Annotated in this window: 23 protein-coding genes; 4 read left to right on the forward strand and 19 right to left on the reverse strand. The window is 68.0% G+C overall.

Annotated features, from left to right (window positions below; all coding sequences use genetic code 11):
• Nucleotides 1-60 precede the first annotated feature (60 nt).
• The 4 genes from GBZ48_RS06350 to epsC all read right to left on the reverse strand — a co-directional run bounded on the left by GBZ48_RS06350 (nucleotide 61) and on the right by epsC (nucleotide 3,428).
• Nucleotides 61-759, reverse strand: coding sequence for a molecular chaperone DnaJ (locus GBZ48_RS06350; RefSeq protein WP_174470239.1), 699 nt, complete (start codon nucleotides 757-759; stop codon nucleotides 61-63).
• A gap of 204 nt (nucleotides 760-963) precedes the next feature.
• On the reverse strand, nucleotides 964-2,115 hold the full coding sequence (locus tag GBZ48_RS06355; protein WP_174470240.1) for an aminotransferase class V-fold PLP-dependent enzyme: 1,152 nt from the start codon (nucleotides 2,113-2,115) through the stop codon (nucleotides 964-966).
• Between the two features lie 45 nt (nucleotides 2,116-2,160).
• Nucleotides 2,161-2,646 (reverse strand): Rrf2 family transcriptional regulator, encoded by a 486-nt coding sequence (locus GBZ48_RS06360; RefSeq protein WP_014248224.1) that lies wholly within the window; start codon nucleotides 2,644-2,646, stop codon nucleotides 2,161-2,163.
• Nucleotides 2,643-3,428 (reverse strand): serine O-acetyltransferase EpsC, encoded by a 786-nt coding sequence (epsC, locus tag GBZ48_RS06365; protein ID WP_174470241.1) that lies wholly within the window; start codon nucleotides 3,426-3,428, stop codon nucleotides 2,643-2,645. Before epsC ends, GBZ48_RS06360 begins: the two co-directional genes overlap by 4 nt.
• A gap of 346 nt (nucleotides 3,429-3,774) precedes the next feature.
• Between epsC and GBZ48_RS06370 the strand changes: the two genes are divergently transcribed.
• Complete coding sequence (locus GBZ48_RS06370) at nucleotides 3,775-4,437, forward strand: alpha/beta hydrolase (protein ID WP_085089866.1); 663 nt, start codon at nucleotides 3,775-3,777, stop codon at nucleotides 4,435-4,437.
• Nucleotides 4,438-4,496: 59 nt separating this feature from the next.
• Here GBZ48_RS06370 and GBZ48_RS06375 read toward each other — a convergent pair whose 3' ends face one another.
• The 7 genes from GBZ48_RS06375 to GBZ48_RS06405 all read right to left on the reverse strand — a co-directional run bounded on the left by GBZ48_RS06375 (nucleotide 4,497) and on the right by GBZ48_RS06405 (nucleotide 9,347).
• A complete protein-coding gene (locus GBZ48_RS06375) occupies nucleotides 4,497-4,916 on the reverse strand; it encodes a DUF2155 domain-containing protein (RefSeq protein WP_343049352.1) in 420 nt (139 codons plus the stop codon).
• A gap of 164 nt (nucleotides 4,917-5,080) precedes the next feature.
• Nucleotides 5,081-5,347 carry a hypothetical protein gene (locus GBZ48_RS06380; protein WP_174470242.1) on the reverse strand — a complete coding sequence of 89 codons (267 nt, stop codon included), beginning with the start codon at nucleotides 5,345-5,347 and terminating at the stop codon, nucleotides 5,081-5,083.
• Nucleotides 5,348-5,448: 101 nt separating this feature from the next.
• Nucleotides 5,449-5,970: an outer membrane lipid asymmetry maintenance protein MlaD gene (mlaD, locus tag GBZ48_RS06385; protein WP_174470243.1), complete on the reverse strand. Its 522-nt coding sequence runs from the start codon at nucleotides 5,968-5,970 to the stop codon at nucleotides 5,449-5,451.
• 104 nt (nucleotides 5,971-6,074) lie between these two features.
• Nucleotides 6,075-6,467: an NADH:ubiquinone oxidoreductase subunit NDUFA12 gene (locus tag GBZ48_RS06390; RefSeq protein WP_174470244.1), complete on the reverse strand. Its 393-nt coding sequence runs from the start codon at nucleotides 6,465-6,467 to the stop codon at nucleotides 6,075-6,077.
• 134 nt (nucleotides 6,468-6,601) lie between these two features.
• Nucleotides 6,602-7,009 (reverse strand): hypothetical protein, encoded by a 408-nt coding sequence (locus GBZ48_RS06395; protein ID WP_174470245.1) that lies wholly within the window; start codon nucleotides 7,007-7,009, stop codon nucleotides 6,602-6,604.
• Between the two features lie 11 nt (nucleotides 7,010-7,020).
• Nucleotides 7,021-8,271: an MFS transporter gene (locus tag GBZ48_RS06400; protein WP_174470246.1), complete on the reverse strand. Its 1,251-nt coding sequence runs from the start codon at nucleotides 8,269-8,271 to the stop codon at nucleotides 7,021-7,023.
• Between the two features lie 122 nt (nucleotides 8,272-8,393).
• The gene (locus tag GBZ48_RS06405) at nucleotides 8,394-9,347 is read right to left on the reverse strand and encodes a LysR family transcriptional regulator (protein WP_174470247.1); all 954 of its coding nucleotides are present in this window, start codon (nucleotides 9,345-9,347) and stop codon (nucleotides 8,394-8,396) included.
• A 122-nt stretch (nucleotides 9,348-9,469) separates the two neighbouring features.
• Here GBZ48_RS06405 and GBZ48_RS06410 point away from each other — a divergent pair, with 122 nt between their 5' ends.
• Nucleotides 9,470-9,937 (forward strand): NUDIX hydrolase, encoded by a 468-nt coding sequence (locus tag GBZ48_RS06410; RefSeq protein WP_174470248.1) that lies wholly within the window; start codon nucleotides 9,470-9,472, stop codon nucleotides 9,935-9,937.
• Here GBZ48_RS06410 and GBZ48_RS06415 read toward each other — a convergent pair.
• From GBZ48_RS06415 to GBZ48_RS06450, 8 genes are all read right to left on the reverse strand, one after another.
• Nucleotides 9,891-10,802 carry an EAL domain-containing protein gene (locus GBZ48_RS06415; RefSeq protein WP_109052147.1) on the reverse strand — a complete coding sequence of 304 codons (912 nt, stop codon included), beginning with the start codon at nucleotides 10,800-10,802 and terminating at the stop codon, nucleotides 9,891-9,893. The two genes, GBZ48_RS06410 and GBZ48_RS06415, sit on opposite strands and share 47 nt — an antisense overlap.
• Before the next feature lie 183 nt (nucleotides 10,803-10,985).
• Entirely contained in the window at nucleotides 10,986-12,656 is a 1,671-nt protein-coding gene (locus GBZ48_RS06420; protein WP_174470249.1) for a Na/Pi cotransporter family protein, read from the reverse strand.
• Between the two features lie 138 nt (nucleotides 12,657-12,794).
• A complete protein-coding gene (ychF, locus tag GBZ48_RS06425) occupies nucleotides 12,795-13,895 on the reverse strand; it encodes a redox-regulated ATPase YchF (RefSeq protein WP_174470250.1) in 1,101 nt (366 codons plus the stop codon).
• Nucleotides 13,896-14,009: 114 nt separating this feature from the next.
• Nucleotides 14,010-14,582 (reverse strand): aminoacyl-tRNA hydrolase, encoded by a 573-nt coding sequence (pth, locus tag GBZ48_RS06430; RefSeq protein WP_174470251.1) that lies wholly within the window; start codon nucleotides 14,580-14,582, stop codon nucleotides 14,010-14,012.
• Between the two features lie 94 nt (nucleotides 14,583-14,676).
• A complete protein-coding gene (locus GBZ48_RS06435; RefSeq protein WP_174470252.1) occupies nucleotides 14,677-15,273 on the reverse strand; it encodes a 50S ribosomal protein L25/general stress protein Ctc in 597 nt (198 codons plus the stop codon).
• Nucleotides 15,274-15,498: 225 nt separating this feature from the next.
• Entirely contained in the window at nucleotides 15,499-15,759 is a 261-nt protein-coding gene (locus tag GBZ48_RS06440; RefSeq protein ID WP_174470253.1) for a hypothetical protein, read from the reverse strand.
• Nucleotides 15,760-15,891: 132 nt separating this feature from the next.
• Nucleotides 15,892-17,913, reverse strand: coding sequence for a S8 family peptidase (locus GBZ48_RS06445; RefSeq protein ID WP_174470254.1), 2,022 nt, complete (start codon nucleotides 17,911-17,913; stop codon nucleotides 15,892-15,894).
• A gap of 184 nt (nucleotides 17,914-18,097) precedes the next feature.
• A complete protein-coding gene (locus GBZ48_RS06450) occupies nucleotides 18,098-21,127 on the reverse strand; it encodes a transglycosylase domain-containing protein (RefSeq protein ID WP_246307009.1) in 3,030 nt (1,009 codons plus the stop codon).
• A gap of 195 nt (nucleotides 21,128-21,322) precedes the next feature.
• On the opposite strand from GBZ48_RS06450, the gene queE reads away from it, so the two are divergent.
• Nucleotides 21,323-21,970 carry a 7-carboxy-7-deazaguanine synthase gene (gene queE / locus GBZ48_RS06455; RefSeq protein ID WP_174470256.1) on the forward strand — a complete coding sequence of 216 codons (648 nt, stop codon included), beginning with the start codon at nucleotides 21,323-21,325 and terminating at the stop codon, nucleotides 21,968-21,970.
• On the forward strand, nucleotides 21,967-22,506 hold the full coding sequence (locus GBZ48_RS06460; protein WP_174470257.1) for a 6-carboxytetrahydropterin synthase: 540 nt from the start codon (nucleotides 21,967-21,969) through the stop codon (nucleotides 22,504-22,506). Before queE ends, GBZ48_RS06460 begins: the two co-directional genes overlap by 4 nt.
• Nucleotides 22,507-22,540: the final 34 nt, after the last annotated feature.

A 22,540-nucleotide genomic window follows, 5' to 3' on the forward strand; every position in this document is an offset into this window, starting at 1 on the left:
GGTCCTCGTTCTTCTACGGTTGCCTAGCGATTTAAAGGGCGATTGTAAGAAAAATGTGAATCACGGCCGCGGGGTCGTCCGCGCGGCACGGCGGTCGCGCACCTCTGCGGCCAGGGCCTCCAGCCGTTCCACCCTGGCCAGGATGCGGGCGGCACCGTCGATGGCCGGCGGGCTGTCGGGTGTCGACGCCGTCTGCGCCTTGCGGAAGGCGGGAGCGAGATATTTGATGCAGGCCTCGACCCGCTGGTTGAGGTCCAGCCCGATGCGGTCCAGTTCCAGCACGTCGTCGGCACGAGCCAGCCGGGCCGCGAGGTCGGCGATCTCCTCGTCGCCATCCTCGTCGCCATCGGCCGGTGTGCCGCCGATCAGTTCCAGCAACGCATGGGCACGGCGTATGGGATCGCGCAGCACCTCATAGGCGTCGCGCAGCGCTTCGACCTGGGTCTTGGCATTGGCCTGCTGGCGTGGGCCGCGGGCGGCGAAGCGCTCCGGGTCCATGGCGCGGGTGAAGCCGGCATGCTGTTTCGACAGCTGCTCCAGATCGATGTCGAAGCGGCGCTCCAGCCCCAGCCGGGTGAAGGGGTCGAGCGGCCGCGGCGGCTGTACCGCGCCGCAGGCGTGGCAGAACAGGGCGCGTGGCGCCACCGAGCGGCCACAGGTGCCGCAGGGCTCCAGATCGCCGGCGATGGCGCCGGAAATGCCGCCGCTGCTGTTGCCGGGCGGGCCAGATTTGGGCGGGCCGGATTTGGAGCTGGTCATGCGCGCAGTCCGTCAAAACGCCGAAAGGCTCGGCCGATGGGATGGTTTACCCGACATGAGGCCCCTGTTGTCACGAAGGCCACTGTCACGAAGGCCGCCTTCCGCGGGGTCATACCGATAAGCCGCATCCGGCGCAATGCGCGAATGCGGGCTTTCCGGGCCGAGGACAGATGGTCGCGCAGCCATGGCGGGTAACAGGCGGGATCAGCCATCCGCGGGCGCGCTTCGCCGCGCCATCGCGGTCCAGGCCGTCAGGAAGCGGTCGACCGCCTCGTCGTCGCTGGTCCAGCCCAGACTGACCCGGATGGCGCTGGCGGCGGACCGGTCGTCCTCGCCCATCGCCGCCAGCACATGGGATGGCTTCACCTTGCCGCTGGAGCAGGCCGATCCGGCGCTGACCGCCACGCCGGCGAGGTCCAGCGTCATAACCTGGGTTTCGCCAGGCAGGCCGGCCAGCATCAGGCAACTGGTGTTGGCGACCCGCGCCGCACCGGCCCCCATCGCCTGGGCGCGCGGAATGGCGGCCAGCGCTTCCCGTTCCAGCCGGTCGCGCAGGGATGCGAGGTCGGCGGCCTCCGCCAGCCCGTCCAGCGCCAGCCGGGCCGCGGCGCCGAAGCCGACGATGCCCAGCAGGTTCTCGGTGCCGGCCCGCTTGCGCCGTTCCTGCCCGCCGCCGCGGATCAGCGCGTCGGGCTCGAGCCCCTCCGCCAGGATCAGAGCGCCGACGCCGGTCGGCCCGCCCAGCTTGTGGGCCGACAGCGTCATCAGGTCGACGCCGAGATCGCGCAGGGAGAGCGGCATCCGGCCGGCCGCCTGCACCGCGTCGCAATGGACCAGCGCGCCATGGGCGTGGGCGATCCGGGCGGCGTCGGCCACGGGCTGGATCACCCCGGTCTCGTTGTTGACCAGCATCAGGGAGACCAGAGCCGGATCGCCGGCAGCGGCCAGCCGGCGTTCCAGTTCGTCCAGATCGACAACGCCATCGCGGTCCACGCCGAAGCGCTCCGCCTCGGGCTGGGCGGCCAGAACCGACTCATGTTCGATGGCGGAGGTCAGCATGCGGCGGCCGGGGAAGCCACGGAGCGCGAAGTTGTTCGCCTCCGTCCCGCTGCCGGTGAATAGCACCTGGGCCGGCTTCACGCCCACCAGCGCCGCCACGGCGGCACGCGCCTCCTCCACCGCCCGGCGGGCGCTGCGGCCGAAGGCGTGGACGGAGGACGGGTTGCCGACCAGATCCATCGCCTGACCCATCGCCGCCTTGACCTCCGGCTTCAGCGGAGCTGTGGCGTTGTGGTCAAGATAGACGCCGGTCCGCCGGAACGGGGCAACATACGGGGCAACGGGCGGTGAAGTCACTTTTCAGGCACGCTCAACGTGAAAGGCCAATCTCGCTCCGCCGGATCACTCGGCAGCGGCGACGGCGGCGCTGTCGGCAGCCGGGGCCGGGCGCAGCAGGTTCAGGCCGCTGGTGCCGATGATCCGCCGTTCCACCACATCGGCGACGGTGACCGAGCTGAGATACATATGGATCTGGTTGCCCAGCTCTTCCCACAAATCGTGGGTCAGGCAGCGCGAGCGGTTGGTACGGCAACCCTGCGGCGTGCCGTTGGCGCAGCGGGTGGTGCGGATCGGCTCGTCCACCGCCAGGATGATGTCGGACACCCGGGTCGCATCGGCCGGATGGGCAAGCAGATAGCCGCCACCGGGGCCGCGCACGCTCTTGACCAGACCGCCCTTGCGCAGCTTGGCGAACAGCTGCTCCAGATAGGACAGGGAAATCTCCTGCCGCTCCGCGATGTCGGCCAGCGCGACCGGGCTGCCCTGGCTGGTGGCGGCCAGATCGACCATCGCCATCACGGCATAGCGTCCCTTGGTGCTGAGTCTCATCGCGATTCTCCTTGCGCTTCGTGCATCCCGTTTGCGTGGGACGCCACCGTCTCTAGCGGTGTGGGTGTTGAACGGGGGAGGGCAGCGGGCGGACGATCCGCTTCCAGCTCACCGACACGGGCCTGCAACGCCGTCATCTGGTCGAGCAGGCCGGTCAGCGCGCGGGCCACCGGGTCGGGGATGTCGCCGCAGGGTGTGCCGTAGGGCATGAATTTGCGGGTTTCGGCGCGGTCGCGCGCCACCACCGGCTTCGCCGGGATACCGACAACCGCGGTGTCGGCCGGCACGTCGGCCACCACCACCGCATTCGCGCCGATGCGCGCCCCGCGGCCGATGGTGATGGCACCCAGGATCTTGGCGCCGGCGCCGACGATGACGCCGTCGCCCAGCGTCGGGTGGCGCTTGCCGGGATTGAGCGAGGTGCCGCCCAGCGTCACTCCATGATAGAGCATGACGTCGTCGCCGATCTCCGCCGTCTCGCCGATCACGACACCCATGCCGTGGTCGATGAAGAAGCGGCGGCCGATGGTGGCGCCGGGATGGATTTCGATGCCGGTCAGCGACCGGGCGACCTGGGAGATCAGGCGGGCGGTGGTGTGCAATCCGGCGTCGCGGGCACGCCGGGCGATGCGGTGGAGAATGATCGCGTGCAAGCCGGGGTAGCAGAGCGCGACCTCGAGCCGGGACCGCGCGGCGGGATCGCGCGCCATGATCCCATCGATCTCTTCGCGAAGATGCTTGAACACGCCATCACCCGCCGTGGTATAGTCCGCCGCTCTCATCGGCCGCCCGTGCCCGGTTTCGGCCTGTCGGACCCTTGCGGTTCAGGACCTTCCGGTCCGGAACCTCGACGGTTCCGACCGGTAGGGACCCGGACTTATCGATGGGTCCGGCTAGCGCTGGAGCCGATCGGGCGGGTCAGGCGGGTTGTCCCGGAGGACGTTACGACGCATATATGATGACCAAGCAAAACGGTCAAGAATTGTGTGCGGAAAACCCCACTCCAAGACGGGAAAATCCGTGACGGGCCGGACGGCCCGTGCGCCGGGGCGGTTTGCCGGATGAAAGTCCGGCCGGTCGCCGCGGCGGTTCCAACAACCCTTTGTCCGCGTCAGGAACGTCGTTCCCATGCCTGAAGTGCTCTTCAACGGTCCCGCCGGTCGCCTGGAAGGCCGTTACACCCACGGCAAGCAGCCGAACGCCCCGGTCGCGCTGCTGTTGCACCCGCACCCGCAGCACAATGGGACGATGAACAACAAGGTGGTTTTCACCCTGTTCCAGTCGTTTACCAAGCGCGGCTATTCGGCGCTCCGCTTCAACTTCCGCGGCGTCGGGCGCAGCCAGGGCACTTATGACAAGGGGGAGGGCGAACTGGCCGATGCGGCGGCGGCGCTGGATTGGTTGCAGACCTACAACCCCAACGCTCCGCTCTGCTGGATCGGCGGCGTGTCGTTCGGCGCCTGGATCGGCATGCAGCTGCTGATGCGCCGCCCGGAGATCGACGGTTTCGTGTCGGTCTCGCCGCCCGCCAACCTGTTCGACTTCTCGTTCCTGGCGCCGTGCCCGTCCTCGGGCCTGATCATCCATGGCGACAAGGACGAGGTGGTGCCCCAGGCCGCGGTGACCAAGCTGGTGACCAAGCTGTCGCACCAGAAGGACATCCGGATCGACCACCGCGTCGTTCCCGGCGCCAGTCACTTCTTCGTCAACCGCACCGACGATCTGGCGACCCAGGTGGACGATTATCTGGACAAGGCGCTGGGCAATCCCATCGCGGCGGTGGCCGAGTAAGCAGGGTCAGGCAACGGAGATCTGGGGAGGGGGCAATCGGCCCGGACCTCCCCACTTCCTCATTGTTCGCAGCCCAGAACCCACACGTCGTAGATCGGGTTCTCCATCGCCGACAGGGCGGGGCTCGAGGCGAACATCCAGCCGCTGAAGACCTGTTCCGCCTGCTCGCCGGGCTTGAGCTCCGTCACTTCCAGGAAGGCGGCGGATTCCGGCGTTTCGATCGGCGGATTTTCGCGGCAGGCGCGCAGGGTGATGCGCAGGCTGCTCATCGCTTTGGTCTCCCCGACCTTCATGGTGAAGGTGGAGGTGCGGGCGGTCACCTTGTCCAGCCATTGCAGCTTGGCCGCCGGCCGCTCGATCATCTGGCTCGGCACCGGAGCGGCCTGAACGGCCACGGATGCCAGCAGCGCCACGGCACCCAGCAGGCCGGCGGTGGGCCGAAGAAGATTGGGCCGGAGATAACTAGAAAGTATCGTCACGTCGGATCGCTTCCGTAATTGCGGACGACACCCCATGGCAAGGCCCAGCCTGTCAGCGGGAACTCTGCCGGGGCGCTCCGCCTTCTATCCCGGAAGCGGGGTCACCGTCTAGTGGTGGGGTCCAGTGGCGGGGACGCCGGTGTACGGTGTGTGGAAATTGCGGGTCAGCGCGTGACGGTGCTGCGCGACGCCGGCGCACTGTAGGTGGCGCCGGACCCGCTCTGCGTGGCGTTGCGGTCTTCGATCTTCTGGGTCGCCGCACCGGCGCCGGCGCCTGCGGCCGCTCCGACTACGGCGCCCACCGGCCCGCCGACCACGGCTCCTGCCGCGGCACCGCCAAGACCGCCGCTGGCCGACTTCTCTTCCATGTTGGCGCCGCAGGCGGCGGTCGCCAGAGCCAGGCCGAGGGCGGCCGAATGGAACAGACGCATCGCGTTCCTCCTGCTTCTTGGTCCGGCGGCAAGGTCCGTCCGGACTGAAGAAGGAACGCTTGGGCGCGGCCGTCGGTTCCGGCCACGTCCTGGGTTGGAGATTACAGCTTCGGCGGCTGGGCCGGCGGCTGTCCGGGGGCCTGACCCTGCTGGCCGTTGGCCTGATCGCCCGACTTGCTCATGCTCTGGAGCGAGAAGATGACCTGACCCAGCAGCTGTTCCAGGCCCGGCGTGCTCTGGGTGAATTCGATCTTGCCGTTCGGCTTGATGGCGTCAGGATCGCCGCCCGGCTCCAGCGACAGGAACTTGCCGCCCAGAAGGCTTTCCGAGGCGATGACCGCTGCGGTGTCCTTCGGCAGCTTCACCGAATTGTCGACCGACAGGTGGACCACCGCCTGATAGGTGGTGGGATCGAGCGTCAGTCCGGTGACCGTGCCGACCTTCACGCCGCTGATCCGCACGTCGGCGCCGCTCTGCAGGCCGGTGATGCTGTTGAAGTTGGCGGTGACGTCATAGCCCTGCACCTTGCGCAGGTCCGCACTTTTATAGGCGAAGGCAAGGAACACGGCGGCCACGGCGAGCACGACGCCGCCAAGCACGGTCTCAATCACATTCCGGCGCATAGAGCTATCCTGCTGCGAATTCCCGAATCGAAACCCGGCCCGCATGGGGCCGGGCTTTCCGCTCCGCTTTCCGTTCCGACCCGATGGTCGGTCCCGGTGTGGGATCAGCTCGGAGTCCAGGGCTCGTAATCGCCGGTGGCCGGCACGCGCCGCCCGCCGGCCAGCACATGGCCGGGCGGACGGTAGGCCTGGACCGAGCCCGACATGTTGGGCAGATGTTCCTTCTGCCACGGCTTGTGGTAGGCGCTCGACCCCTCGGGCAGCGGCTCCTTGGTGGTGTGGTGCAGCCACCCGTGCCATTCCGGCGGGATCTTCGAGGCGTCGGGCTCACCCGCATACAGGACCCAGCGGCGCTCGCGCGTGCCGGGCTTGGTGTCCTTGTTGCGGTAATAGACGTTGCCGAAGCGGTCGCTGCCGACCTTGGCGCCCCGACGCCACGTGACGTAACGGATGTGAATGTTCGCCAGTTTGGTGAACAGGGAGATCGGCTCGCTCATCGTCGCTCACGAATTCCGGAGTCTGGCCCCGCGGAAACGGGGCTGGTCGAATGCGGGCCGCACTATGACACCGCAAGGCACGCGCGTCCACCGTTGGTGAGGCCCAAGCTGCCCACAGGGTGGAAAGAAGGGAGCTATTGCAAGCGGGTCGCAGCGATCTTGGCCGTATCGACCGGGGTGGCGGTGCAGCCGCCCAGCGTCGGGCCGACCGGAAGCTCGCCGAAGGCCGCCAGCGCGCCCTCCGCCTTCAGCCGGCCGACGAATCCGGGTTCAACCCCGCGGGCGACCCAGGCGAATCCGAGCCAGGTGGACCGCACCGGCTCTCCCCCGGCCCGCACCATCGCCGCCATCGCCTCGGCATCGCTGGTGCCGGGTGAGAAGACAGCCAGCATCATGCCGTCGGTCGTGTCGGGCAGCGCGGCACGTTGCAGCGACAGCCCCATCAATCCGGCCCAAACCAGCAGGATGCCGCCCAACAGCGCCACGGCCAAGCCGTGGCGGATGGGAAATGCAGCGGAGGAAGGGACAGGGCTGTCGCTCATGGTTGGATATCTTACGCCTTTGCCTCGGCCGCCGCCAGCGACGGGGCGGGCTTCTCGGCGATCGGCCAGTGGACGATGGTCGCGAACATCGCCAGCGCCACGCCCAGCCACCACACGACGTCGTAGGACCCCGTCCGCTCATACAGCACGCCGCCGAGCCAGACGCCCAGGAAGCCGCCGACCTGATGGCTGAAGAAGGCGAAGCCGTAGAGGGTGCCCATGTAGCGGGTGCCGAACATCAGCGCAACGAGACCGGAGGTTGGCGGCACGGTGGACAACCACAGCAGGCCCATCACCGCAGCATAGGCGATGACCGTGACCGACGAGATCGGCAGCAGGATGAAGACCGCCGTCGCGATGCCGCGCGAGAAATAGTTGGCGCACAGCAGGTAGCGCTTGCTGACCTTGCCCGCCAGGATGCCGGAGGCGTAGGAGCCGATGACGTTGAACAGGCCGATCAGCGCCAGCGCCCAGGCGGCCAGCGTCGGGCTGATGCCGGCGGCGGTGAGGTAAGGCGGCAGGTGGGTGGTGATGAAGGCCAGTTGGAAGCCGCAGACGAAGAAGCCGGCGACCAGCAGCACATAGCTGCGGTGCTGGAAGGCCTGACGCACCGCGGCGATGTAGCCGATGTTGGCGCCGGTTACCGCCGGGGTGCCGCTCGCCGTCATGCCCTTCGGGCCAGGGAAGACACCGGCCAGCAGCGGCACCGTGATCATCGAGGCGGCCAGCAGGAGCAAGGCGGTCTGCCAACCGAAGCCGGCGATAAAAGCCTGACCCATCGGAGCGAACAGGAACTGGCCCATCGATCCGGCGGCGGTGGCGATGCCGACCGACCAGCTGCGCTGTTCCGGCGGCAGCAGCCGGGTGAAACCGGCGATGATGATGCCGAAGGAGGCACCGGACAGGCCGAGCCCGATCAGCACGCCGGCGGTCAGGTACAGCTCGACGCTGGTGGTGGCATAGGGCATCAGCGCCAGCCCGGCGGCATAGAGAATCCCGCCGCCGGCCAGCACAGGGGCCGGACCGTAGCGGTCGGTCAGCGCCCCGGCGAAGGGGCCGCCGGCGCCCCACAGGATGTTCTGGATCGCCATCGCCAGCGCGAAGACGTCGCGGCCCCAGCCGCGGGTTTCCGAAAGCGGGCCGATGAACAGGCCCATGCTGGACCGGGGTCCGAAGGCCAGCATCGAGATCAGGCAGCCGCAGACAACGACGAGTGCGGGCGTCCTCCAGGAGGGCGCCGGTGCAGGGGTAACGGTGGTCAAGGCATCCTCCCGGATCCGGGCGCCGCTGCGGGGTGTCGCTGCGCGCCGGTGTTATGGAACTGCTCTGCCTGCGACGATAGGCGGGCCTCAACAGTTCGGCAAATTCATAATCGGCAATCAGGTCATTCCGCAGCGGAATGCAGGAAGGGATGCTCGTCCATCGCATGCTTCGCTGCTGTGCATTCGGGCAGGCGTCCGGCCGCCAGTTCCCGCCGAAGCGCTTCCTCCAGCCGGTCGAAGACCGAGGCGATGCGTCCGGCCGTCCGCGACTGGATCAGCCAGATCGTCACCGACATCCGGAAGTTGGGAAGGTCGAGCGGGCGCACCGCCGCTGCATCGGGGATCGGCGCGATCAGCCCCATCGGTGCCAGGCCGAAGCCGACGCCGCGGGTCACCAGCGACACCAGCAGGCTCTGGTCATAGGCCTCCACCGTCACGTTCGGCTGCAAGCCGAGCGGCGCCAACGCCTGATGCAACGCCTCGCGGTAGCGGCAGCCGTTCGGCTGCAGCACCCAGCCGTGCCGGTTCATGGCGACGAGATCGCTGGATGCGTCATCGGAAGAGGCGATGATGTTGACCGGTTCGGTGCCGATCCGGCGGACCGGCAGGTCGTCGGGGGGCGCCTGTTCCTCGCACAGCAGGATCACTGCGCCGTCCAGCGTGCCGGCGCGAACCTGCTCGATCAGCGGGTTGCTCCAATCCGAATGCAGCCGCAGGGTCAGGCCGGGAAAGCCGGCGCGCAGCTCGTCCAGCGGCCGTCCGGTGGCCAGCGCGGTCAGCACATGGGCCATGCCGAGCCGCAGCAGCCCGCGCGGTTCGGCCGATCCGGCGAAAGCGTCGGCGAAGTCGCTGGCCGCCGCCAGGATGCGCCGTGCATGGGCCAGCGCCAGTTCGCCGTCGCGGGTCAGCGCCAGCGGCTTGGTCTGCCTGTCGAACAGCACGACGCCAAGCTCCGCCTCCAGCCGTTGGATCAGCCGCGACACGGCGGACTGCGTCAGCCCCAGCCGGTTGCCGGCCTCCTGCACCGACTGCGCATCGGCAACGGCGATGAAGGTGCGGATCTCGTTGAGCTTCATGGGGCGGCCATAAGGTCGGGTGGGGTGCGCGCTGGCAGGACGCGGCACTGCGTCATCGCGTCTGGTGTACCAGTGTCGGACCGCGCTACCCTTCGGGTCAAGACATCGATAGGGAGCCGTTCATGTCCACCACCCCGCCCGACCGTTCCAGCCGCGAATATCCCGACCGCCCCTGGGTCGGCGTCGGGGCCGTCGTCTGGCGCGGCGACAAGGTGCTGCTGATCAGGCGGGGCAAGGCGCCGCGGATGGGGCAGTGGAGCCTGCCGGGCGGGGCGCAGTCGGTTGGCGAAACTGTGTTCGAGACCGCGGTGCGCGAGGTGCGGGAGGAGACCGGGCTGGAGGTGGTGCCGACCGGGATCGTCACCGTGGTGGACGCCATCACCCCCGATGCCGAAGGGCGCGTCCACTACCATTACACACTTGTCGAGGTGGCGGCGGAGAGTGCGGAAGGCGAGCCGCTCTGCGCCGACGATGCGCTGGAGGCCTGCTGGGCGACCGCCGATGAGGCCGGAGAACTGACGGAGTGGGACGAAACCCGCCGGGTCATCCTGATGTCTGCTGCCCAGCGGCAGAGCCCCCCGACCCGATAGGTGGCAGGATCGCGCTGCGCTCGGCAAGGAAATCGTCCACCCCGTCGGCGGTCAGCGGGCGCGACAGCCAATATCCCTGCAAAACATCGCAGCGGTAGGCTTGCAGGTAGAGCCGTTGTTCCGGCGTCTCCACCCCCTCCGCCACCACGCCCAGTTCCAGCGCGTGGGCCAGCGCCACCACCGCCTGGACGATGGCGGCGGCGTCACGGTCCTCCACCATCGCCTGGACGAACTGCTTGTCGATCTTCAGCGCCTCCACCGGCACCCGGCGCAGGGTCGCCAGCGAAGACCAGCCGGTGCCGAAATCGTCCAGCACCAGCCTGATCCCGGCGCCCCGCAACCGCAGCAGCGCCTCGCGCGCCTCGGCCGTTTGGCTGAACATGCTGGTTTCGGTCAGCTCCAGCTTCAGGTTGGCGGCGGGCAGGCCGGTCTCGGCCAGGATGCCCAGCACCTTGAGCACCAGTCCCGGATCGTCGAGCTGGCGCGCCGACAGGTTGACCGACACCGGAATGTCGGGATAGCCGGCGCGCAGCCAGCCGGTCGCCGCGACACAGGCCGTCCGCAGGGTCCATTCGCCGAGCAGGTGGATCGCCTCCCCCTGCTCGGCCATCGGCACGAAGACATCGGGGGGCAGCATGGTGCCGTCGGACAGGCGCCAGCGCGACAGCGCCTCGAACCCGGTCAGGCGGTTGGTGACGACATCGGCCTGGGGCTGGAAGACCAGCGACAACTCCTGCCGGTCGATGGCGTCGCGCACCCGCGCGGCGAATCCGGCGTCGGATATCCCCTGTGTGCCGGGTCCGTTCGCGGGTCCGTTCGACGTCGCGTGCGTGTTCGCCACCGTCCGCTCCCTCTCGACAACCATTCCTTGGCTCTTCAAAACCCCCTTGGGGTTCGCTGCCATAACAACCACAGGAGGGGTTTGTTAACCATGTCGCGAAAGAGCTTGACGAATTTTATATGGTTACGAAAGTGTTAACGTTGCTGCGCTGGTGACAAGAAAAGGTCGAAGCTCAGGCGGCGCAGCTATTCTATGGGACGTGAACACTTACGCCCGGGCTGCTCCCCTTTTGAGGCGACTGGGCAGCAGCTCACCCGATTGATCGAGCACTGGATAGGCGGCGGCAACCAGATGGGCGTTGATCCGGCGCAGGTCGCGCAGGATGTCGAGGTGGAGCGCGCTGGTCTCCACGCTTTCCTTGCGGCCGGCGCGCAGGCGGGCGAAATGCGCCTCGGTGGCGCTGGTCTCCAGATCGCGGATCACCTCCTTTTCATGGATCAGAGCGCGGGCGGAGCGGACATCGCGCGATACGAAGACGGCGGCGGCCAGTCGCTGGGTTTCGCTCAGCCTTTCCAGCATGCCGGCGATCTCGGCCGCCCCCTCGGTGGAAAAGCGCAGCTTGCGCCGGATCTTCTTCGAGGCCGTCTCCATCAGATTGCAGTCGACGATGTCGCCGACATGCTCGAGGTTGATGGTGAAGGTCAGCACGTCCGACATCCGGCTGGCGTCGCTTTCGTCCAGGTCCTCGACATTGATCTGGGTGAGGTAGCCTTTGATCGCCTCGTGCAGGCGGTCCAGCACGTCGTCCATCCGGCGGATTTCCTGCACCCGCTTGCGGTCGTCGGTCTGGATCACGTCCAAGGCGCCGCGCAGCATGCCGTCCACCGTGTCGGCCATGCGCAACGCCTCGCGCGAGGCATTGGCGATGGCGAGGTGGGGGATGCGCAGCGCGCTGCGGTCGAGATAGAGCGGCATCGCCGGGTCGGCGAACGCCACCCGCTCCGGGAACATCCGGGTCAGCGCCCGCGCGAACCAGGGCAGCGGACCGATGAACAGCCCGGCCATCGCCAGATTGAAGGCGAGGTGGAAGTTGGCGGCCAGCCGGGTGGCGTCCGGCGACACCGCTTGCAGGCCGGCGGTGATCGGCCCCAGCAGCGGCACGACGATGAGGCAGCCGACGAGGCGATTGATCAGGTTGCCGACCGGCAGCCGCCGGGCCGCCGGGTTGCGGCCATCACCGCCGGGCCCCTCGATCACCGGATTGACGGCGCTTCCCAGATTGGCACCGGCGACCATGGCGATTGCGGCTTCCGGACCGATCACCCCGCCGCCGGCCAGCGAGGCGATCAGCAGGATGGCGGCGACGCTGGAATGGGCGGCCCAGGACAGCAGCGCCGCCAGCATCACCGCCACCACCGGATCGGCGGTCAGCATCGCCAGCATCCGCCGCAGCATCGGTGCGTTCTCCGCCGGGGCGATGGTCGCCAGCAGCAGGTGCAGCGACAGCAGCATCAGGCCAAGCCCGATGGCGACCCGCCCCAGGTCGCGGCTGCGCGTGCGGGCTCCGCGGCGGAAGGCGATGAAGCCGCCGAGCAGCAGGACCGGTGCCACATGGGCGACGTCGAAGGCGAGGATTTGAACGATCAGGGTGGAGCCGACATTGGCACCCAGCATCACCGCCAGCGCCGGCATCAGCGACACCAGCCCGGTGGCAGTGAAGCCCGTCGTCATCAAGCCGGTCGCGGTGCTGCTCTGCAGCAGCATGGTGATGCCCATGCCGGACAGGAAGGCGGTCCAGCGATTGCGCAACCCCGCTCCGAGGATGCGGCGCAGATCGCCGCCCAGCGCGCGGGTCAGACCGCTCTGCACCATGTGCAGCCCCCACAGGAGCAGCACGACATTTCCGGCGAGTTCCAGCAGCACCCGTGTCGCCTGCATCGCACCCCCTCTGTCGGATCGGGGATGCGGTCAGGCAGCACCCCTAACTGAAGGGTAGGGTGCGCGGATTGTTACGACAATATGACAGTTGGGTGACAGCGTAGGTGGAGTGTGGGGCGACGACGCCGCCCCATCACCTCAGACGTTGAAGCGGAAGTGGAAGATGTCGCCGTCCTGGACGACGTACTCCTTGCCTTCCTGGCGCATCTTGCCGGCGTCCTTCGCCCCCTGCTCGCCGCCCAGCGTGACGTAGCTGGTGTAGTCGATGGTTTCGGCGCGGATGAAGCCGCGTTCGAAATCGGTGTGGATGACGCCGGCGGCTTCCGGAGCCTTGGCGTGGCGGCGCACGGTCCAGGCCCGCGTCTCCTTCGGACCGACGGTGAAGAAGGTGATCAGGTCCAAGAGCTTGAAGCCGGCGCGGATCAGCTTGTTCAGGCCGGTTTCCTCCAGCCCCATCGACTCGAGGAACTCGGCCTTCTCGGCCGGGTCGGACAGCTGGGCGACCTCGGACTCGATGGCGGCGGAGATGACGACGACCTCGGCATTCTCGGCCTTGGCCTTCTCGGCGACCTTGGCCGAGAAGCTGTTGCCGGTGGCGGCGGATGCCTCTTCCACGTTGCAGACATAGAGCACCGGCTTGGACGTCAGCAGCATGAACTGCTTGAACACCGGCTTCTCTTCCTCGGACACCTCGACCACGCGGGCGGGCTTGCCGTCCTGCAGCACCTTCAGGGCGCGCTCCATCAGGTCAGCCTTGATCTTGCTGTCCTTGTCGCCGCCCTTGGCCTTCTTCTGCAGGCTGGTCAGCTGGCGCTCAAGGCTTTCCATGTCGGCGAGCATCAGCTCGGTCTCGACCACCTCGGCATCGCGCAGCGGATCGACGTTGCCCTCGACATGGGTGATGTCGTCGTCCTCGAAGCAGCGCAGCACATGGACGATGGCGTCCACCTCGCGGATGTTGGCGAGGAACTGGTTGCCCAGCCCTTCCCCCTTCGACGCCCCGCGGATCAGGCCGGCGATGTCCACGAACTCCAACTGGGTCGGGATGACCTTCTGCGACTTGGCGATCTCGGCCAGCTTGTCCTGCCGCGGGTCGGGGACGCTGACGCGGCCGACGTTCGGCTCCTTGGTGCAGAAGGGGAAATTCGCCGCCTCGGCCGCCTGGGTGGCGGTCAGGGCGTTGAAAAGGGTCGACTTGCCGACGTTCGGCAGGCCGACGATGCCGCAATTGAAGCCCATGGTTGGGTGCTCGCCGTCGGAAATGCTGGAATTGACGCGCTTTATCCTACGATGGGGACCAAAGCGCAAACGCGAAGTGGGGGAGGGCGGGAACCGGCAAGGCCCGGCAGGGGCCTATTTGCCCTGCGTCGCCACCGTCACCTTGTTCATGAACAGCTCCGGCTGGCCGTCCACGATCAGCGGAAGATTGTCGGAGACGGCGTCGAGCAGCGGGTCGATCCAGCTCTGGTCGGCCTTGGCGAAGTCGTGCAGGACGTAGCCGCTGACCAGATCCTTGTTGCCGGGATGGCCGATGCCGAGCCGGACGCGCCAGTATTCCTTGCCGATGTGCGCATCGATGGAGCGCAGGCCGTTGTGGCCGCCATGGCCGCCGCCCTTCTTCACCCGGATCTTGCCGGGGGGCAGGTCCAGCTCGTCATGGATGACGACAACGTTCTCGGGCTTCAGCTTGTAGAACTGGAGGGCGGCCACCACCGACTGGCCGGACAGGTTCATGAAGGTGGCGGGCTCCAGCGCCAGCACCTTGTCGCCGGCGATTGTGCCCTCGGCGGTCTGGCCCTGGAACCGCTTCTTCCATGGGGTGAAGCGGTGGCGTTGGGCGATGGTCTCCACCGCCATGAAGCCGATGTTGTGGCGGTTGCGGGCATACTCGTTGCCGGGGTTGCCCAATCCGACCAGAAGCAGCATGTCCCTCACCCTTTCCCGGAAACCAGGCTCCACAAACGAAGCGGGGGGCCGAAGCCCCCCACCGTAACCATCATCAAAGGTCGAACGCTCCCGATCAGGCAGCGGCGCCCTCTTCCGACTTCAGGCCCGACGGCGCAACGATGGTCGCGATGGTGAAATCGCGGTCGGTGATCGTCGAGGTCACACCCTCCGGCAGCTTGACCGCGGAGATGTGGATCGAGTCGCCGACATCGAAGCCTTCGCACGAGATGGTGATGTGCTCGGGGATGTTGTCGGCCGGGCAGCTCAGCTCCAGCTCGTGACGGACGATGTTCAGCACACCGCCGCGCTTCAGGCCGGCCGACTTGTCCTGGTCGGCGAACTCGACCGGAACCTGCACGTTGATGCGGGTGTCGGACGAAACGCGCAGGAAGTCGACATGCAGCGGGACGTCGGTCACCGGGTGGAACTGCACGTCGCGCGGCAGGACGCGATGGGCAGAGCCGTCGACGGTGACGTCGAACAGGTGCGTGAAGAAGCCCGGCTGATGCAGGACGCGGGTGAACTCGAACTTCTCGAGCGAAATGGTGACAGGAGCCTGCTTACCACCGTAGATGACGGCCGGAATACGGCCATCACGGCGGGTCTGGCGGGCGGTCCCCTTGCCGGCCCGTTCGCGCGTCTCAGCGCCGAGCGGAATGATCTTGGTCATGACGATGCTCCAAAACGAAAAGGGCGCCGGCCTCCAGGGGTGCCGACGCGTGCGCGGCGTGCATACGGCAAATGGCGAAGCACGTCAAGGTCCGCGCGGAATGGAACATTTGAAACATCGCGCCGCCGGCTGTTCACCGTTCCATCCCTCGACCCGCCCCAACCGTCACCGCCAGTCTGCCACGGCGGAGCGGAGCGGGTGAAATTATCGTCAAGAAGGCTGGCATCAAGAAGGCTGGAGCGGGCGCGACAGGGCGATGGAGCGCACGGCCGGATCGGCCTCCAGCCCGGCAAGGTCGGCCGCGGCGATCTCGGCGGTGACGATGCCCGGGGCGATCGGCCTGCCGCTGGACAGACAGTCGGGTGCGGTGGCGTTCGCATGCAGGCGGACGATCACCGCGACGCGCTGGGCGTCGTCCAACGGCTGGGCCAGCATCGACGGGGAGGGGCTTTCCAGCTTCCTGAGCGAGGCGAGGTCAATCGGCATGCCGGCCATCCATAGGGAAGGGGCGGAGCGGGGCGGGGGTGGAACCGCCCTCCGCGTCTCAGCGATGATGAGCCCGACCCCCCGTCAGGGCAAGGGCGCGGCGATTGCGGATTGCCGGCTCAACTTGCCAGTTCAGTCTTGGACCCGGCCCTGACCCTGGGCGGCATGCCACTCGTCGAAGTCCGGATTGCGGGCGGAGTCGTGGTCCAGCTCCTCCAGGATGGCTGCGGCCGACGCCCGGCCGTGGCCGTGCTGCGGATCCCAGTCCGCTCCATCGGGCGGATCGCGGCGGACCATGCGGAGCAGGCGCTCGCGCAGCGCCGCATTGTCCATCGGCAGGCCCTTGCGGATCGACCGGGCATAGATCAGCGCGATCAGTCCGGTCACCGCCGGGGCGGCCATGCTGGTTCCGTACTTCTCGACCACGCCGGTCACCGTCCGCGACCACGCCGCCTTGACGCGGTGTCCGGGGGCGGACAGGTCCGGCTTCTGCCGCCCGTCGCGGGTCGGGCCGGCGCTGGAGAAGAAGGAGATGGGTGTACCGGTGGAGTGGGCATCGTGCGACCCGACGATGATCGTCGAATGGCCGGTCGAGATCGAGCCCAGCATATGGGAGGCGACCGGCTGGAGGAACTGCGCCTGACCGGCGTCCAACCGCTCGATCCAGGCATGATAGTCGACAGGGCCGTCGTCCAGCGCCCGGAGCCGGATGGTCCATTCCCCCTTCGGCGCCCCCATGGCGACCCAGATGCCGATCACGTTGTCGTGGTTGTTGGGGTCGTCCAACCGGTTGACGATGAAGACCGCCGGCGGTTTGCCGGGAATTCCGTAGGGCAACGAGCCGTTCGGATCGACCGGGCCGATCTCGGTGCCGTCGGGGGCGACCAGCGTCACCGACAGGCGCCGCCGGCCGGGATACCACAGCTCCACCTCGCAGCCGGCGGACGTGGTCTCGTAGCCGGCGATGCTGAGCGTGGGGATGCCCAAGCCGATGGAACACGCGCCGCTCGCCGGGACGGTGCCGCTGGTGTGGGTTCCGCTCTGCTGGGAATTGCCGGCGGCGATCACCACGGCCCGGTAGGGAGCCGCATTGACCATGGCGTCCAGCCCCTGTTCGACCAGGGAGGTGCCGTCATGCGGACCGCCATTGGTGCCCAGGCTGAGATTGACCACGCAAGGGCGGTTGCCGGCGGCGTTGAAGATGTAGTTGACCGCCTCCAGCAGCTGGACGGTGCTGCCCAGCGTGTGGTTCAGCTGGTCGGGCGAGTTGACCGGGGTGGGAAGCTTGGCATCGACGAAGATCAGCGACGCCTTCGGCGCCACGCCCGGCTGCTTCGACCCCAGCCCGTTGCCCGCGGCGATGTCCATGACATGGGTGCCGTGGGTGCCGTTCTCCAGGGGCTTGTTGGGGTCGTCCTTGGCGGGGGCGTAGCCGAGAGATTCGTAGGGATCGTCGGTGGCGAGCGCCGCGTCGATCTGCTCGGGCGTATAGAGCGCGCCGTAGGGGAAGGGCGAATTGGGCGTGCCGGACTGGTCCCACACCGCCAGCAGGCGCGTGCGCCCGTCGGCCTGCCGGAAGTTCCGGTGCATGTAGTCGCAGCCGAAATCGACCACGCCGACGATGACGCCCTCGCCATCCCGGTGCGCATGCTGGACCCAGGGCGGCAGCAGGCCCGGCACTGTGGGGTCGGGCGATCCCGGCACTGCGAGTGTGCCCAGCCCCATCTCGGAAATGGTGGCGTTCAGTGCCGAATGGGTCGGCTGCGCCGCCTTCAGGCTGAGCACCACGGCATGGGCGTGAACCGCCTCGACCTGATCGGCATGCAGGCGGCCGGTGACGATCCAAGACCCGTCGGCCGCCTTGCCGATGGTGTTGGCGGATTTGACGCCGGGAAGGGCTGCCCAGTCGTCCGGCGAGGTGACACGGGCGATGACCGGCACCTCTTCGTCTACAGCCGGTGTTGCGGCCACACCGTCCTGCGCCGAGCGGGTATGGCGGCGGGCATGGGAGTCGCGGTTGACGATGCGAAGCTGGAGCCGGTGATCCATCGGGGTGCCGGTACCGCCCGGAAGGCTCCGCGCGGCGGAAAGATCGGGAGAATCGACCGGGCTCAGGCCCATATGGTGGGCATGCAGCGGTAACCGTGGCGCCATTGGCGGGGGCCTCCGTAAGCGGGATCCGAACCACAGACCGCATTCCGGCCAGCCGGACGGGGGGGACTTCTACGGGAAGGCGCAGGTCCCGCCGCGATGCATGCGAAAGACTGTTATCTGCGGGTTATGTATACTTTTACGGAAGATACTTCCCGAATTGCAACCGTTTACGATGATCCCGACCTCACAGCCCCGTCGGGGTTGGGCGCGTGTCGGCGGTCCTCGTGGTGCCCTGGTCGATCAGCGGCTGGAGCGCCGGGGCGAGGCTCTTCAGCAGCTGGGCGGGCAGGGCGCTGGTGAAGCGGTAATTGTCGGCCTCCGGCCCATGGACGAAGGCGGTCATGGTGCCGAAGAAGCGGTCGCCGATGTAGAAGACGAAGGTGGCGGTGCGGTTGACCGCCTTCGATTCGATCAGCACGCCGCCCGGTCCCCAGCGATCCAGCCGGTGGTCACCGGTGCCGGTCTTGCCGCCCATTGGGATCGGCGCGCCGGCCGGATCCTTGAAGGAGCCCCAGACGCGCTTGGCGGTGCCGTTCTGCGCCACATCCATCAGGGCGCGGCGCAGGGTGGCGCAGACCTCCGGCCGTAGAACGCGCTCGCCCTGCAAGGGCCCGAGCCCCAGCTTCGCCTCATAGGGCGTGCCGGCGGCGAAATGCAGCGAGCGGATCTTCACCGTCGGCTGGCGCACCCCGTCGTTCAGGATCAGCCCCATCAGCTCCGCCAGCGCCGCCGGGCGGTCGGCCGAGCTGCCGATGGCGGTCGCCAGCGACGGCACCAGCGTTTCGAACGGATAGCCGACGCTGCGCCACTGGGCGGTGATGCGCTGGAACGCTTCCTCCTCCAGCCCGATGCGGATGCGGGTGTTCTGGGCGGCCATGCCCTTCTTGAACAGCCAGCGATAGCTCTCCTGGCGCTCGTCGGCGCTGGCGGCCAGAACCTCGGCCCGCTTGGCGTCGGGATGCTGCTGGAGGTAGGCGACCAGCCACAGCTCCAGCGGATGGACGCGGGCGAGATATCCCAGATCGTTCAGCGGGAAGCGGTCCGGCCCGTATTTGGAATAGAGCGCCGACAGCTCGGTGTCGGACAGCGCCTTTCCCGGCAGCCGGCCGCGCAGGAAGCTGGAGAACTCCGCCAGCCCGGCCTTGGGCCGCACGGTGCGGAAGATCACCGCCAGCCGGTGCGGCACCGGGCGCGAGCGGGTCGCCAGCCGGGCCAGAGCCTCGTCCGGGGTGCGCTTGCGGTATTCGTTGTAGAAGCGGTTGAGGAAGTCCGTGCCCTCGCGGTCGGCGAAGCGGGCGAGATAGGCCTGCCGGGCCGGATGGTCGGGAGTGCGCAGGATGTCGGCGCCGTCGTCCGCCCCCTCGTCCATGTAGAACTGGACGACGTCGCGCATCAGCCGGATGAAGGGCAGGTTGACGCTGTTCCGCAGCGCCTCCTGCACGGTCAGGATGCGACCGTTGTCGTCCTTGTTGAAGTTGACGAAGCTGTGTTGGCCGCCGCCGGTGAAGAAGACCTCGCCAGGGCTGGCGGAATAGCGCCGCTCCATCGCCGCATCCAGCATGGCGGGCAGCCGGCGGTCGGAGGCCGAGGCCAGCCAGGAGGTTGCCCAGCGGGTCAGGTTGTCCGACGCCTCGTCCTCGACATCGCCCAGCAGCTCCTTCGGCAGATGGGCGTAGCGGCTGTGCAGTTCCGCCACGATCTGCAGATATGTGGTCAGCGTGCGCAGCTTGGCGGTGGAACCGAGGTCCAGCTTCGCCCCGTCATTGATGTCCAGCGGCTGGTCGAGGTTGTCGGCCTGGACGCGCAGGTAGTTGGCCTCGGGGCCGCGCTCGTAGAGGGTGATCGAATAGACCAGCTTCGACAGGTCGTTGTTGCGGGCGTCGAGCAGACGTTCGCCGGTCAGCCCGAGCGAGCGGGCATAGTCGGGGTCGTTCAGCCTGCCCAGCACCTCCACCACGCGGGCCTGGGTTTCGGCGTCCAGGGTGGATTGCGCGGTCAGGTCGAGCCGGTCGAGCGCGTAGAGGTTGGAGACGCCGAGCATGCCGAGCAGCCGGGCGCGGATGGCGTTGGTCGCCTTCTGCTCGACATAGGAGGTGGCGGGGCTGGCCGGCGCCTCCTCGCGGAAGACCAGCGGGGTGGCGAGTGCCGCGTCGCGCAGGGCGGGATCGATCGTTCCGGCCTGGGCCAGGGCGCGCAGATGGGCGTCGGCCAGCCGGTCGAGAGCGGCGCGGTCCTGGATCAGGTAATGGGAAGGCCGCCGCTGGGCCAGCAGCAGGGCCAGCACCTGCTTGTAGGCCAGCGCCTTCAGCTTCAGGGTGCGCGGGTCGCCTGCGGGGTCGCTGAGGACGCGCTTGGCGATGGTGAGGTCGGTGCCGAACCAGGCCCACAGCCCGTCGCCCAGCCCGTTCACCTCGCCGAAGCCCGAGCGTGCGGTCAGCGGGGTGGAGTTCAGGTAGTCGACCAGGATGCGGCGGCGGGCCTGGGTCGTGTCCTCGCCGTCGCTGTAGGCGCGGACGCTGGCCGAGGTCATCTGGCGCAGCTTCTCGACGCTGCCGGTGGTCTGGCCGTCGGGCGAATGGCGGTATTTCTCGATCTGGGTGGCGAGGGTCGAGCCGCCGGGGGAGCGCTGGCCCGGCCGGATCATCTGGATCGGCAGCATGGCGATGGCGGCGCCGAAGCGGTCCCATTCCACCGCCGGGTTGCGGCGCGGCTGGTCCTCGTCCAGAAGTTCGCGGTTCTCGATGAACAGCAGCGTGTCGGCGACCAGCTTCGGCACATCGTCGAAACCGTCGAACACCCGTTCGGGATAGCGCGCCGAATACATGACCGCGCCGTTGCGGTCGAGCAGGGTCAGCCCGGCCTGCGTCTTCTCGCGGTAGATCGGAAAGCCGCCGCCGGCCATGAAGCGGTCGAGCGCCGGCGACAGCACCGCCTGCTGCTCGATTGCGTAGACATCATGGGTCAGCGCGTCGAGCTGGCCGGGCAGGGCGGTGTAGCCGAGCCGCTCGTTGTACGGCCCATGCCTGGGATGGCGTGCCTGCGGATTGGGGCCTTCGCGCAAGCTGACGGTCATAGACTGGGCGACGCCGGAGAGCAGCCGGGCCTGGAGGCGCGAGGTCTGCATCTCCTGCCAGCCGGCATAGCCGGCAGCGGCCACGGTGGTCGCCAGCGTCGCGGCGACCGCCCCTCGCCTTGCCCAACGCCCAACCTGCATCCACCCCTTTGCCATCTCGGATGCGCACCCCCTGTCGCCCGACCCACCCGGCCGGTGTAGGGCGGACGGTAAGGCGATCATGGTTAACAACGCATTTAAGCTCTGCGCCGCCGAGATTTGTGTCCCCAGGATTTGTGTCGTCGCCCGGCTCGGCGACAGTGTTATACCGCACACTTCGGTGTCGAGGAGCGAGTGGTGAGTTACGCAGTCAAGGAGATCTTCCACACCCTGCAGGGGGAGGGCGCGCAGGCGGGTCGTGCCGCCGTGTTCTGCCGATTCTCCGGCTGCAATCTGTGGAGCGGGCGCGAGGAGGACCGTGGCGATGCGGTCTGCCGTTTCTGCGACACCGATTTCGTCGGGATGGATGGGCCGGGTGGTGGACGCTTCGCCACCGCCGATGCGCTGGCGCAGGCGGTCGAGGATTGCTGGCGGGAGGCGGTTGCCCCTGTCGACGATGTCCGGCGTTATGTCGTCTGCACCGGCGGCGAGCCGCTGCTGCAACTCGACGGCGCGCTGGTCGAGGCGCTCCATGCCCGCGGTTTCGAGATCGCGGTGGAAACCAACGGCACGCAGCCGGCGCCTGCCGGTCTCGATTGGATTTGCGTCAGCCCCAAGGCCAGCGCTCCGTTGACGCTGGCGGCCGGCGACGAACTGAAGGTGGTCTGGCCGCAGCCCGGCCTGGAGCTTGCCGCGTTGGAGGCACTCGACTTCCGGCACTTCATTCTGCAGCCGATGGATGGTCCGGCGGCGGCCGAAGCGCTGGCCGCCTGCCTGTCCTGGTGCCGCTCCCATCCGCGCTGGCGGCTGGGGTTGCAGACTCACAAACTGATGGGGATCCCGTGAGCGGCTTTCTGGTCACCCGGCGGATCGGCATCGATGCCGGGCACCGCATCATGACGCATGGTTCCAAATGCCGTCACATCCACGGGCACCGCTACGAGATCGAGGCATCCTGCCGCGCCGTCCGCCTGCATGACCATGGCGAGCAGAGCGGCATGGCACTCGATTTCGGCTTCCTCAAGGAGGAGATGATGGCGGTGATCGACGATCCTTGCGATCACGGCTTCATCGCCCAGGCTGCCGACGCGGAGCTGTTGCGGATGTTCGCGCCGGAGGATGGGACCGCCGCCGACGCCTGGATCGCCGCCTTGCGCGAGGCGGTGGCGCAGGAGGGGTTTGCCGCCTCCACGGACTGCCGGCTGGGCACCAAGCTTTATGTGCTGCCGGTGCCGCCCACTGCCGAACAGCTGGCGGAACATTGGTTCAATCGGCTGGCCGCCCGCGTCGCCGAGCGCAGCGATGGGGTGTCGGAGCTGGCACGGATCCGTGTGTGGGAGACGCCCAACTGTTGGGCGGATTACGGGCTGGCTGGCTTCTGAAGTTCCGCCGGGAAGTTGGCGGGCGACGTGTAGC

It is taken from the genome of Azospirillum melinis (genome assembly GCF_013340935.1).
In the GTDB taxonomy this organism is placed as follows: Bacteria; Pseudomonadota; Alphaproteobacteria; order Azospirillales; family Azospirillaceae; genus Azospirillum; species Azospirillum melinis.

Excerpts from the sequence above, each read along its gene's own strand:
- GBZ48_RS06350 (WP_174470239.1), bottom strand. The coding sequence starts at position 759 with ATGACCAGCTCCAAATCCGGCCCGCCCAAATCTGGCCCGCCCGGCAAC.
- GBZ48_RS06360 (WP_014248224.1), bottom strand. The coding sequence starts at position 2,646 with ATGAGACTCAGCACCAAGGGACGCTATGCCGTGATGGCGATGGTCGAT.
- epsC (WP_174470241.1), bottom strand. The coding sequence starts at position 3,428 with ATGAGAGCGGCGGACTATACCACGGCGGGTGATGGCGTGTTCAAGCAT.
- GBZ48_RS06370 (WP_085089866.1), top strand. The coding sequence starts at position 3,775 with ATGCCTGAAGTGCTCTTCAACGGTCCCGCCGGTCGCCTGGAAGGCCGT.
- GBZ48_RS06380 (WP_174470242.1), bottom strand. The coding sequence starts at position 5,347 with ATGCGTCTGTTCCATTCGGCCGCCCTCGGCCTGGCTCTGGCGACCGCC.
- mlaD (WP_174470243.1), bottom strand. The coding sequence starts at position 5,970 with ATGCGCCGGAATGTGATTGAGACCGTGCTTGGCGGCGTCGTGCTCGCC.
- GBZ48_RS06390 (WP_174470244.1), bottom strand. The coding sequence starts at position 6,467 with ATGAGCGAGCCGATCTCCCTGTTCACCAAACTGGCGAACATTCACATC.
- GBZ48_RS06395 (WP_174470245.1), bottom strand. The coding sequence starts at position 7,009 with ATGAGCGACAGCCCTGTCCCTTCCTCCGCTGCATTTCCCATCCGCCAC.
- GBZ48_RS06405 (WP_174470247.1), bottom strand. The coding sequence starts at position 9,347 with ATGAAGCTCAACGAGATCCGCACCTTCATCGCCGTTGCCGATGCGCAG.
- GBZ48_RS06410 (WP_174470248.1), top strand. The coding sequence starts at position 9,470 with ATGTCCACCACCCCGCCCGACCGTTCCAGCCGCGAATATCCCGACCGC.
- GBZ48_RS06415 (WP_109052147.1), bottom strand. The coding sequence starts at position 10,802 with ATGGTTGTCGAGAGGGAGCGGACGGTGGCGAACACGCACGCGACGTCG.
- GBZ48_RS06420 (WP_174470249.1), bottom strand. The coding sequence starts at position 12,656 with ATGCAGGCGACACGGGTGCTGCTGGAACTCGCCGGAAATGTCGTGCTG.
- ychF (WP_174470250.1), bottom strand. The coding sequence starts at position 13,895 with ATGGGCTTCAATTGCGGCATCGTCGGCCTGCCGAACGTCGGCAAGTCG.
- pth (WP_174470251.1), bottom strand. The coding sequence starts at position 14,582 with ATGCTGCTTCTGGTCGGATTGGGCAACCCCGGCAACGAGTATGCCCGC.
- GBZ48_RS06435 (WP_174470252.1), bottom strand. The coding sequence starts at position 15,273 with ATGACCAAGATCATTCCGCTCGGCGCTGAGACGCGCGAACGGGCCGGC.
- GBZ48_RS06440 (WP_174470253.1), bottom strand. The coding sequence starts at position 15,759 with ATGCCGATTGACCTCGCCTCGCTCAGGAAGCTGGAAAGCCCCTCCCCG.
- GBZ48_RS06445 (WP_174470254.1), bottom strand. The coding sequence starts at position 17,913 with ATGGCGCCACGGTTACCGCTGCATGCCCACCATATGGGCCTGAGCCCG.
- GBZ48_RS06450 (WP_246307009.1), bottom strand. The coding sequence starts at position 21,127 with ATGCAGGTTGGGCGTTGGGCAAGGCGAGGGGCGGTCGCCGCGACGCTG.